General features: G+C 73.6%; 7 protein-coding genes. 4 read left to right on the top strand and 3 right to left on the bottom strand.

Annotation, left to right across the window (positions count from 1 at the left end; translation table 11 throughout):
* Positions 1-62: 62 nt before the first annotated feature.
* The 4 genes from argG (at position 63) to ACH4RC_RS26345 (ending at position 4,595) form a co-directional block, all read left to right on the top strand.
* Complete coding sequence (gene argG, locus ACH4RC_RS26360) at positions 63-1,511, top strand: argininosuccinate synthase (RefSeq protein WP_398205350.1); 1,449 nt, start codon at positions 63-65, stop codon at positions 1,509-1,511.
* Between the two features lie 311 nt (positions 1,512-1,822).
* A complete protein-coding gene (ettA, locus tag ACH4RC_RS26355) occupies positions 1,823-3,487 on the top strand; it encodes an energy-dependent translational throttle protein EttA (RefSeq protein ID WP_398205348.1) in 1,665 nt (554 codons plus the stop codon).
* Positions 3,487-3,900, top strand: a complete 414-nt coding sequence (locus ACH4RC_RS26350) for an acyl-CoA thioesterase (RefSeq protein ID WP_398205346.1) — start codon at positions 3,487-3,489, stop codon at positions 3,898-3,900. The genes ettA and ACH4RC_RS26350 overlap by 1 nt, the downstream gene beginning before the upstream one ends.
* Positions 3,897-4,595, top strand: a complete 699-nt coding sequence (locus ACH4RC_RS26345; RefSeq protein ID WP_398205344.1) for a hypothetical protein — start codon at positions 3,897-3,899, stop codon at positions 4,593-4,595. The genes ACH4RC_RS26350 and ACH4RC_RS26345 overlap by 4 nt, the downstream gene beginning before the upstream one ends.
* 25 nt (positions 4,596-4,620) lie before the next feature.
* Here the strand turns inward: ACH4RC_RS26345 and ACH4RC_RS26340 are convergent, their stop codons facing one another.
* The 3 genes from ACH4RC_RS26340 to ACH4RC_RS26330 all read right to left on the bottom strand — a co-directional run bounded on the left by ACH4RC_RS26340 (position 4,621) and on the right by ACH4RC_RS26330 (position 11,795).
* Positions 4,621-5,583 carry an ABC transporter ATP-binding protein gene (locus ACH4RC_RS26340; protein WP_398205459.1) on the bottom strand — a complete coding sequence of 321 codons (963 nt, stop codon included), beginning with the start codon at positions 5,581-5,583 and terminating at the stop codon, positions 4,621-4,623.
* A gap of 85 nt (positions 5,584-5,668) precedes the next feature.
* Positions 5,669-8,464 carry an FtsX-like permease family protein gene (locus tag ACH4RC_RS26335; RefSeq protein ID WP_398205343.1) on the bottom strand — a complete coding sequence of 932 codons (2,796 nt, stop codon included), beginning with the start codon at positions 8,462-8,464 and terminating at the stop codon, positions 5,669-5,671.
* A gap of 1 nt (position 8,465) precedes the next feature.
* Entirely contained in the window at positions 8,466-11,795 is a 3,330-nt protein-coding gene (locus ACH4RC_RS26330; protein ID WP_398205458.1) for an FtsX-like permease family protein, read from the bottom strand.
* Positions 11,796-11,798 lie beyond the last annotated feature (3 nt).

Raw genomic sequence — 11,798 nt, 5'->3', positions numbered from 1 at the left:
GACCCGAAGAGTGTGGGGGCCGTGCCGTTGCATGGTCATGCGTAATGATGCATACTCTTCCTATGTCCAAGGTCCTCACCTCCCTCCCCGTCGGCGAGCGCGTCGGCATCGCCTTCTCGGGTGGCCTCGACACCTCTGTCGCGGTCGCTTGGATGCGTGACAAGGGCGCCGTCCCCTGCACCTACACGGCGAACATCGGCCAGTACGACGAGCCCGACATCGACTCGGTCCCCGGCCGCGCCCAGGCCTACGGTGCCGAGGTGGCCCGCCTGGTCGACTGCCGCGAGGCGCTCGTCGAGGAAGGGCTCGCCGCGCTGACCTGCGGGGCGTTCCACATCCGCTCGGGCGGCCGCGCCTACTTCAACACGACGCCGCTCGGCCGCGCCGTCACCGGCACGCTCCTCGTCCGCGCGATGCTCGAGGACAACGTCCAGATCTGGGGCGACGGCTCGACGTTCAAGGGCAACGACATCGAGCGGTTCTACCGCTACGGCCTGCTCGCCAACCCGAACCTGCGGATCTACAAGCCGTGGCTCGACGCGGACTTCGTGACCGAGCTCGGCGGCCGCAAGGAGATGTCGGAGTGGCTGGTCGCCCACGACCTGCCTTACCGCGACTCCACGGAGAAGGCGTACTCCACCGACGCGAACATCTGGGGCGCCACCCACGAGGCGAAGACCCTGGAGCACCTGGACACGGGCGTGGAGACGGTCGAGCCGATCATGGGCGTCCGCTTCTGGGACCCGTCGGTCGAGATCCCCGCCGAGGACGTCACGATCGGCTTCGAGCAGGGCCGCCCGGTGACGATCAACGGCAAGGAGTTCGCCTCCGCCGTCGACCTGGTGATGGAGGCCAACGCGATCGGCGGCCGCCACGGCCTCGGCATGTCCGACCAGATCGAGAACCGGATCATCGAGGCCAAGAGCCGCGGCATCTACGAGGCGCCCGGCATGGCCCTCCTGCACGCCGCCTACGAGCGCCTGGTCAACGCGATCCACAACGAGGACACCCTCGCCCAGTACCACAACGAGGGCCGTCGCCTCGGCCGCCTGATGTACGAGGGCCGCTGGCTCGACCCGCAGGCCCTCATGGTCCGCGAGTCCCTGCAGCGCTGGGTCGGCGCCGCCGTCACCGGCGAGGTCACCCTGCGGCTGCGGCGCGGCGAGGACTACTCGATCCTCGACACGACAGGACCGGCCTTCAGCTACCACCCGGACAAGCTCTCCATGGAGCGCACCGAGGACTCGGCGTTCGGCCCCGTTGACCGTATCGGCCAGCTGACCATGCGCAACCTCGACATCGCCGACTCGCGCGCCAAGCTGGAGCAGTACGCGGGCATCGGCCTCATCGGCACCGCCAACCCGGCGATCGGCGCCGCCCAGGCCGCCGCGACGGGCCTCATCGGCACCATGCCCGAGGGCGGCGCCGAGGCGATCGCGTCCCGCGGCGACGTGTCCGACGCCGACGCGGAGCTGCTCGACCGCGCCGCGATGGAGTTCGGCACGGACTGAGCCGGCCGCACCCTCGTCCCGAGACACCGCAGCACCGCAGCGCCGAGACACCGCAGCGCCGCAGCACCAAAACACTGAAGGGCCGTTCCGTCGCCACCCGGCGCGGGGTCGGCCCTTCAGTCGCTCGTTCGCTCGCCCACCTCAGCACCGCCTCCTCACCCGCCCCACGAAACCCCAGCTCAAGCCCACCTGCCGATACGGGTTTCCGCCCAGCACTGGCGATGCGGCAAGATGGGGTGTATCTGCCCTCACGCGCTGGAGCCGCATACGCGGGCCCTCGCTGCCACACCTCGACTGCCGGACGGTTTCTCTTGGCTGAGTTCATCTACACCATGCGCAAGGCGCGTAAGGCGCACGGCGACAAGGTGATCCTCGACGACGTCACCCTGAACTTCCTGCCGGGGGCGAAGATCGGCGTCGTCGGTCCGAACGGTGCCGGTAAGTCGACCGTCCTGAAGATCATGGCGGGCCTGGAGCAGCCGTCGAACGGTGACGCGTTCCTCTCGCCCGGTTACAGCGTCGGCATCCTCATGCAGGAGCCGAAGCTCGACGAGTCGAAGACGGTCCTGGAGAACGTGCAGGACGGCGCCGCCGAGATCATGGGCAAGCTCAAGCGCTTCAACGAGGTCGCCGAGCTCATGGCCACCGACTACAGCGACGCGCTGATGGAGGAGATGGGCAAGCTCCAGGAGGACCTCGACCACGCCGACGCGTGGGACCTCGACGGTCAGCTGGAGCAGGCCATGGACGCCCTGGGCTGCCCGCCCGGCGACTGGCCCGTCACCAACCTCTCCGGTGGCGAGAAGCGCCGTGTCGCGCTCTGCAAGCTCCTCATCGAGGCGCCCGACCTGCTCCTCCTCGACGAGCCCACCAACCACCTCGACGCCGAGTCCGTGAACTGGCTGGAGCAGCACCTGGCCCAGTACAAGGGCGCCGTCGTGGCCGTCACCCACGACCGGTACTTCCTCGACAACGTCGCCGAGTGGATCCTCGAGCTCGACCGCGGCCGCGCCATCCCCTACGAGGGCAACTACTCGACCTACCTCAGCAAGAAGTCCGAGCGGCTCAAGGTCGAGGGCAAGAAGGACGAGAAGCGGCAGAAGCGGCTCCGGGAGGAGCTGGAGTGGGTGCGGTCCAACGCCAAGGGGCGTCAGGCCAAGTCCAAGGCGCGCCTCGCCCGCTACGAGGAGATGGCCGCCGAGGCCGACAAGATGCGGAAGCTGGACTTCGAGGAGATCCAGATCCCGCCGGGCCCGCGCCTCGGCAGCATCGTCGTCGAGGTCGAGCACCTCAGCAAGGCGTTCGGCGACAAGGTCCTGATCGACGACCTCAGCTTCTCGCTGCCGCGCAACGGCATCGTCGGTGTCATCGGCCCGAACGGCGCCGGCAAGACCACGCTGTTCAAGATGATCCAGGGCCTGGAGGAGGCGGACTCCGGCTCCATCAAGGTCGGCGACACCGTCAAGATCAGCTACGTCGACCAGAACCGGGCCAACATCGACCCGAAGAAGACCCTCTGGGCCGTGGTCTCCGACGAGCTGGACTACATCAACGTCGGCCAGGTCGAGATGCCCTCGCGCGCCTACGTCTCCGCCTTCGGCTTCAAGGGCCCCGACCAGCAGAAGCCGGCCGGCGTCCTCTCCGGCGGTGAGCGCAACCGCCTCAACCTCGCGCTCACCCTCAAGCAGGGCGGCAACCTGCTGCTCCTCGACGAACCGACGAACGACCTCGACGTCGAGACGCTGAGCAGCCTGGAGAACGCCCTTCTGGAGTTCCCCGGGTGCGCCGTGGTCGTCTCTCACGACCGCTGGTTCCTCGACCGGGTCGCCACGCACATCCTCGCCTACGAGGGTGACTCCAAGTGGTTCTGGTTCGAGGGCAACTTCGAGTCGTACGAGAAGAACAAGGTCGAGCGGCTCGGCGCCGACGCCGCCCGCCCGCACCGGGCCACGTACAAGAAGCTGACCCGCGGCTGATGGCCCGCCACGTATACGCCTGCCCCCTGCGCTGGGCGGACATGGACGCGTACGGCCACGTCAACAACGTGGTCTTTCTTCGGTACCTCGAAGAAGCCCGTATCGACTTCCTGTTCCGCCCGGACAAGGACTTCCAGCAGGGGTCCGTCGTGGCGCGCCATGAGATCGACTACAAGCGGCAGCTCGTCCACCGGCACGCGCCGGTCGACATCGAGCTGTGGGTCTCCGAGATACGGGCCGCGTCCTTCACCCTCGCCTACGAGGTGAAGGACGCGGACGCCGTGTACGTCCGGGCCTCGACGGTCATCGTGCCGTTCGACTTCGAGGCCCAGCGGCCCCGCCGCATCACCGACGACGAGAAGTCCTTCCTGCGGGAGTACCTCGACGACGGCGCGGAGGCGCTCGCCGCATGAGCGCGCCCGCACCGTCTCCGGTGCTGCACTTCGCCGACGCGGGGGAGGCGGCGGACGTCGCCGCCTTCCTCGGCCGGCTCGTGCACTACGACAAGGCGGCCGCCGTACGGCTGCAGGCCCGGGCCGGCGGGCAGGCGCTCGCCGTGTTCGGGCGCCCGCCGTCGTTCGAGGTCCTCGCGATCCGTACGGCGCGGCTCCTCAAGCCGTACGAGAACGGGATCGACGACGCGCTCGACGTGACCGTGTCCGCCGGGGAACTGCTCGAATCCGTCGACGAGGGCCAGGGCACGGCCCGCGTCCCGGCGACCGTCACCGGTCCGCCGTGGGCCGGGGTGCTGCCGCCTCGCGGCGGCTGGGAGCGGCTCGCCGGGTTCCCGGGGGCCGAGGCGTTGCGCGGCCTCGTGCAGGCCGCCGTAAATGAGTTCAAGGCGCGGGTCGAGGAGCTGGCGCCCCAGGCGCGGACCCGGGCCGGGCTCGACGGGATCGGCCGCGAGATCTGGTCCCGCGAGATCGGCGCCAGCGGGGTTCCGGTACGGCTCGCGCACGCCGCCGCCTCGCTCGGCTTCCTCCGCGGCGACCTCGTCGACGTACTGGCGTCCGGGGCGTGGGTGCGGTTGCGTACGCCGTACGGGTCGGTGGCGCTGCGGCGGGGGACTTCCGGGGGGCTCGGCGGGCTGTTCGTCACGCCCGCATGAGCGCTCCGGCCCCGCGTACTGCCGCCTACCGCTCCTGATCGTCCGGCCAGATCTGGATGTGGTCCTCCTCCAGCTCGAGAAGGACCCGGTCCCGCATCCCCAGCGACTCCGTGTACTCCATCGGGAGTTGCAGGCGGCCCGCCCGGTCCAGCATCGCGTACTCGCGTGAGACCAGGGACTCCTGGCCCGTAGCCGCGTCCACGTGGGTGCGGCGCAGCACCTCCGTCGAGGTGCGGCCGTCGCGGATGGCGACCGTACGGCGTACCTCGTTCGCGACCGTCTGGTCGTGCGTGACGATGACGACGGTCGTGCCGAGCTCCTCGTTCGCCGTGCGGAACGCGGCGAAGATCTGTTCGCCGGTGTGCGAGTCGAGCTCGCCGGTGGGCTCGTCGGCCAGCAGCACCTTCGGCTCGTTTGCCAGGGCCACGGCGATGGCGACGCGTTGTTGCTGGCCGCCGGACATCTGCTGGGGGCGGCGGTCCCGGCAGTCGGCGACGCCGAGGAGGCCCAGGAGTTCAGCCGCGCGCTCCGCCTTCCTCGCGCGGGGCGTCCGGCCGCGCAACTGCATGGGCAGCGCCACGTTCTGAGTTGCCGTCAGGTAGGGCAGCAAGTTGCGGGCCGTCTGCTGCCAGACGAAGGCGACGGCCTCGCGGCGGTAGCGCAGACGCTCCTTGGCGCCCATGGCCAGCAGGTCGTAGCCCGCGACCTTGGCCGCGCCCGCGGTCGGCTCGTCCAGGCCCGCGAGGATGTTCATCAGCGTCGACTTGCCGCTGCCCGACGCGCCCACCAGGGCCATCAACTCGCCCTCCTGCACCAGGAGATCGAGGCCCTGGAGCGCCTGCACCTCGACGCCGTCCGTGGTGAAGACGCGGACCAGGCGGTCGCAGGTGATCAGCGCGGAGTGGCCGTAGGCGGGGCGGTCCCGGTGGGCGGACGCCCGCGCTTCCAGCTCCGCGAGGGTCGGGGTGCCGGTGTGGTCGGTCGTCATGATGGTCCGTCTCCCGAGGGCGAGATCGAGGGCGAGATCGAGGGCGAGGTCGTGCGTCTGGCGTCGCCTGCGCGCGGCCGCGTGCTCACGCTCCCTCACCCGCCCGCAACTCCCGTACGGACCCGGCCCGGCCCGCCCACCACGCCTGTGCCGACGCCACCCCCACCGTGAGGAGCACCACCGTCACGGCGGGCAGGAACAGCGACAGCGGATCCGTGGACAGGTGGTTCGCCGCGGCGCCCGTGGTCTGCGCCAGGGCCAGGCTCGTGAGGTCGAGGCCGGGGGAGAGGAGGCGGATCGCGGCCCAGCCGGTCAGGGCGCCGCCCGCCGCCGCGAGCAGGGCCTGCGGCAGCGCCTCCAGGACAAGGAGGCGGCGGGCCTGGCGGCGGGTGAGGCCCATGGTGCGCAGGCGGGCCAGGAGCGCGAGGCGTTCCGGGGCCGCGCGGGCCAGGGCGAGGAGCAGCGCCAGGGCGGCGAACCCCGCGCCGGCGGCGACGGCGGCCACGTAGATGCCGGTGGCGCCGGTCTGGAGGGGGGAGTCGATGTAGCGGGCGCGTTCCGTGGCGCGCAGGGTGACGGAGAGCCGGTCGGGGGCGGCCGCCGCGCGCAGCGCCGCCGCGTCGATCCCGGCGTACGTCCTCGTCCTCGTGGCCGTCAGGAGCAGCGTCGTCGGGCGGTTCGGGGCGCCCGTCACGCGGGAGAGCGCCGCGCGGTCCACGATCAGGAAGTCGTCGGACAGGGCGGGGGTCGTCTCCCGTACGGCGGCCACGCGCAGGGTCACGTCCTCGCCGTTCATCCACAGGCCGAGGCGGCCGTCCGCGAAGAGCGCCGCCATGGAGGGGGAGACGACGGCGGGGAGCGCCTCGTCGCCCTTCGGCGCCTTCAACTGCTGCGCCGAGAAGGCGCCGAGGCCCGTCCGGTGCGACAGGCGCGCGTACGACTCCGGGTCGACCGCCGCGAGCGACAGGCGGCGGGTGCCCTCCCTGACCTCCGCGTCGCGGCGGATCGTGGCCGGGGTGACGGTGCCGACGCCGGGGGTCCGCCGGATCTGGGCGACGCGCGCCGCGGAGAGCGGGGCGTCGCCGTCCACGCGCGCGTCCGCGCCGGTCGCGAGGAGCGCCGCGTGGTCGCGGGCGGTATCGATCCCGGCGAGCACGCTGCCGCCGAACGCCGCGGTCGTCAGCGCCGTGAGCAGGGCGAGCAGCGGCAGGACGGTCGTTCCCGGGCCCGCCTTCGCGCGCGCCGCGCGGGCGAGCGACAGGTGGCCGACGGCGCCGCGCAGCCGTCCGGTGGGGCCGATCAGGCGGCGCAGGAGCAGCGGGTACACCCGTACGAGGACGAACGCGGCGACCACGCCGACGAGGACCGGCGCGAGGGCGACGAGGCCGTCGCCGCCGTCCGTCGCACCGCGGCGGCGCAGCGCGACGATGGCGCCGACGGCGAGGACGAGGACGGTCAGTTCGGCGACCGTGCGGCGGGCGGAGGGGCGGGTCGTGGCCACGTCGTCGCGGGCGCCGTGCAGGCGCGCGCGGCGGTGCGCGGCCATCGCGCGCACGGGCAGCGCCGCGCACGCGACGAGCACCACGGCGCCGGCGGCGTACACGGCCGGGGACAGCCGGCCGCCGGGCACGGCCACGACCGCGAGGAGGCAGCCGAGCGCCCCGGCGGGTACGGCGACCACGGCGGTCTCGGCGAGCAGCCGTCCGCCGATGCCGCGCAGCGAACCGCCGCGCGCCCGCAGCAGGGCGAGTTCGCCGCGCCGCCGGTCCGCGGTCAGTCCGGCCGCCATGAACAGCACGACGCAGGCGACGGTGCCGGTGCCGTACGCGGCGACCGACACGACCGGGGTGATCCCGGAGCGCAGCTCGTCGAAGCGGGCGACGACCTCGACGAGGCCGCTGGTGACGTCCGTGGTCGTGCTCCCCGTGGCGTCCTGCACCTTCAGCGAGCCGGGGCCGTCCGTCACGTACGCCAACGCGTCGCGCAGCGCCGGGAGCTCCCGGGTCCTGAGCGTCGACGTGTCGGAAGGCAGGTGCCAGTACCGCTCGACCGGGCCCGTGTGCAGGAGCGCCGGCGCGGCGTCGGGGTGCACAAGGAGCGCGGCGGACCAGAACCGCATGGGCGGCATGTTCTGTGTGAGGCGCGTCTGCGGCGTCCGCAGCAGCGGCGTCGCCGACCAGTACGCGCCCGAGGGGTTCCGGGGGGTGACGACGCCGGTGATGTGCACGGCGATCAACCGCGCGTCGACGCTGGGCACATGGATGACCGAGCCCGGCCTCAGGCGCAGCGTGCGCGCGGTCTCCCGGGTGACGGCGGCCTCCACGCGGGTGGCCGTGTGGCCGGGGCCCGGCAGCCGGCCCGCGGCCACCTTCGCGTGGTCGGCGAGCCCGTTCTGCGCGTACATCGCGAACTGCGGCTGCAGATCGTCCGGCCGGGGCAGCCAGTCGTCCCGGCCGGGCAGCTCCTCTGCGACGGTGCGCAGCCCGTACGACGACTCGTCCGCGTCCGTGACGAACGGCTTCGGGAGCGCGGCGACGATCTTCCCGTACGCGGCCCGCGTGACGTCCCCGGTGAGCGCCTCGTCCCTCTCGTCCGGCGGGAGTTCGACGCCGGGGTCGGTCGAGGTGACGTCCAGGATCCGGCGGCTCGGCGCCTCGGCGGCGACGGCCTGCCGCAGCCCGCGGTCCTCGTACCGGTCCACGGCCCTGGGGAACGCCGCCGCCAGGCACGATGTGAGCAGGACGAGCAGGAACAGGCCCGCCGCCGCTCCCGGTGCGGTCCGCAGCCGGGTCCGTACCCAGGGCGCCACGGTCCGAGGGCCCTTGCGACGGATCTCCGCGGCGTCGTGACGCCCGGCGCGCCCCTTGGTCGCAGCGGCCATCTCACTCGCCTCCCTGGACGCGCAGCGTTGCCGCGGCGCGCGGTGGCCGCCGCAGCGCGAGCCCCGCGGTGATCAGTACGGGGGCGCAGGCCACGCCCGCGAGCAGCAAGGTCACCTGATGCAGGGGCAGTCGCACGAGCACGTCCGGTACGGGCTTGGTGGCCTCGCCGGTCAGCACGATCAGCGGCACCACCGCCCGGGTCAGGAACGTGCCGAGCGCCGCCCCCACGAGCAGCGCGAGCGCGACGAGGATGCCCTGCTCGGCCGCGACCAGGCGGGCCAGGCGGCGGCGCGACGCCCCGAGCGCGCCGAGAATCGCGAACTCCGCGCTCCGCTCGCGCAGCGACCCCGCCGTGTTGACCGCGAAGCCGACCGCCGCGAGCAGGGCCGCCACGAGCGCGGCCGCGACCAGCGCCGACTGCGGGCCCGCGCCCAGCGGATCGTCCCGCAACTGCTCACCGGTCTCCGCGCGCACCACGACCTGCGAGGGGTCGGTGTCGGGGCGGGCGCGCAACGAGGCCGCCGCCTTCTCCGCGCCGCCGGGGACCGTGGACAGCCACCACTCGTTCGGGGCGACCGGGGCGCTGCCGCCGGTGGCGAGGGCCTGGTTGAGGGCGCGCAGGTCGAGCAGGAGCGCGCCGCCGTCCTTCGCCCCGCCGGCAGCCGTTTCCGAGCCCGGATCCGAATCGGCGTTCGTGTTGGCGGCGGTACCGGCTTCGGGGCCCGTCGTCGGCAGCGCCCGGACGCTGTCCACGACGCGCACGCGTACGGTGGCGATGCCCAGGTCCACGTCGACGCGCTGCCCTGTGCGCGTGTTCGACGAGTCGAGGTAGCGGTCGGTGGCCACCGCGGTGACCTCCTCGACCTCGGGGCGGGCGATGTCGAGGCGGACGTTCACGCTCGGCGGGGCGCCGCCTTCGGTCTCCAGCAAAGGGGGCACGAAGCCGGTGCCGTAGACCAGGGCCGTCGTGTTCCGGGGCCGGTTCACATCCAGTTTCGGCGGGGTCGGGGCGCCCTGGCTGCCCGCCTCCTGGGTGCCGCGCCCCTCCATCGAGGTCGTCCACGCGGTGCCTTCCGCATCCACCGCCCGTGCCCGCGCGCCGGGTCCGGCGGTGCTGACGCCCTCCAGAGCGATGCGGTGCCGCGCGCCCTTGCCGACCCGTTGGTCGGTGTCGAAGTCGAGGCCCGTCACAAAGAGCGGGCCCGCCGCGGGGCCGAGGTCCAGGCCGAGCCGGTGGACGCGGCCGTCGACCGGGAGGTCGCCGACGTGGAGCCGGTAGCCGAGCCCGTACCGGTCCTCGAGCGTCGCGGAGACGGTGGTGATCTCGTCGGGGCCGGTGCTGCCGGTGCCGGAGAGGTTGGTGGCGCGCAGCGCGAACCGGGCGCGCGAGGCGTTCGCCGGGAGCCGGATGCCCGGGTCCGCCGGGTTCTCGGGCCGGACCGCCGCGACGACCTCGCGCGGCGACGAGCCGGTGAGATCGTCGCGCAGCAGCAGATCGTCCTTCAGGTGCGCGGTGTCGAGTGCGAGGACCGTGGCGGTGCTGCCGTCGCCGAGCGGCACCGGCAGCCGGTAGCCGGGTGCGGCGTCGCGGACGCCGGGCGTCTGCGCGTAGCGGGCGGCCTGGTCCATGCCGGGTTCGGTCTCCAGGACGCGGACCGGGGCGCCGGAGCGGAAGTCCGCCTGGTCCTCCTGCGAACGGTCCCACGAGGCGCCCTGCCCGATCGCCAGCATGCCCATGGCGACGGCGAGGACGAGCAGCAGTACGGGCCCGGCGCCGCGCATCGGGCGGCGGCTGAACTGCCAGCCCGCGAGCGCCGCGGGCAGCCCGCGCCCGCTCGCCGCCCGCCGCTCCGCGAGCCGCGCCACCGGCGGAAGCAGCCGCAGCGTGAGGACGGTGCCCGCGAGCAGCGCGAGCGCCGGGGCGACCACCAGGAGCGGGTCGATGCCGAGGTGGCCGCCGCGGTCGGTGCTGATCGCGCCCGAGCCGCCGGTCTGCCGGTCCAGCTGCCAGTACGCGACACCGGCGATGACGAGCAGCCCCACATCGGCTCCGGCCCGCAGCGGCGCGGGCAGCGCACGGGCCCGGCCGCGCTCCGGGGCCTGCGCGGTGAGCGCGGGCACGGTCACGGCGAGCGCGCAGCCCACCGCGACGGCCGCGCCGACCAGCCACACCGAGCCGCCCGCCCCGGCGCCGTCCAGGCGCAGGCCGATCCGCGACAGGGCGCCGTGCGAAGCGACGAGCCGGGTCAGCGGGCCCGCGAGGAGCGGTGCGATCAGCGCGGCGGGCAGCGCCAGGAGCAGCGCCTCGGCCGCCGCGAGCCCGGTGATCCGGGCGCGGGAACCGCCGCGGGCCCGCAACGTCCAGGTCTCGCCCGTCCGTTCGGTGCTGAGCAGCCGCGCGACGAGCAGCAGCGCGTACCCGGCGAGCAGCACCATCTGCAGGGCGACTATCAGCAGCGTCGAACGCGCCACCAGCAGCGCCCGCTCGGCCCGGTCGAGCACCTCGGGCAGGCCCGTGCCGACCGCCGTCGTGCCCGCGAGGGCCTTGCTGCTCAGCAGCTCACGCGTGCCGGCGCGGGCGGCGTCCCGCAGCGCGTCGATCCGCCCGGTCGTCACCGTCCGGAAGTCCGCCGACGCCAGCCACGCCGACGTCCCGTCACTGACCTTGCCGCCGGTCAGCACCGACGCGTCGGCGAGCAGCGGCCCGTACGTGGTGAAGCTCAGCTTCCGCACCCCGCGCCCGCCGAGCTCGTCGAGCGTCCAGTACGGGGACCGCGGCCGGGCCGGGCGGTAGATCCCGGTCAGCACGACGGTGACTTCCGGCCCGCCGAGCCGGTCGGTGAGCGCGAGCCGGTCGCCCGGCTCCAGTTTCAGCTGCCGCGCCGCGACGACCGGCAGCGCGGCCTCGATCACCGGGCCGCGGGGCGCGCGCGGCATCCGGCCCTCGGTGATCCGCACCTCCGCGCGCTCGATCGCCGCGAACTTCGTCAGGTCGGGCTGCTTGCCGCGCGGGGTGTGCGGCAGCCCGTACGGGCCCGAGGTGAGGAACGACTCACGGCGCACGGGCAGCCCGTCGAAGGTGTGCCGGGCGCCCTTGTCGAGCGCGGCGACGGCCGCTTTCCGCCCTTCGGCGGGGACGTCGGCGCGGACCACGAGCGCGGTCGTCGCCGCGTCACGGGTGCGCAGGGAGTGGCGCAGCGAGGCGTCGCCGACCGCCGCCGAGAAGGCGCTCAGCATGGCGAGCACCGAGGTCGTCAGGAGGACGGCGAGCACCGCCGCGGTCAGCAGCAGGCGGTGCGCCCGTACCCGTAGGAGGACAAAACCCCACACCCG

The organism is Streptomyces sp. NPDC016845, assembly GCF_044332585.1.
Lineage (GTDB): Bacteria > Actinomycetota > Actinomycetes > Streptomycetales > Streptomycetaceae > Streptomyces.
This window is presented reverse-complemented; position numbering and strand designations above follow the sequence as displayed.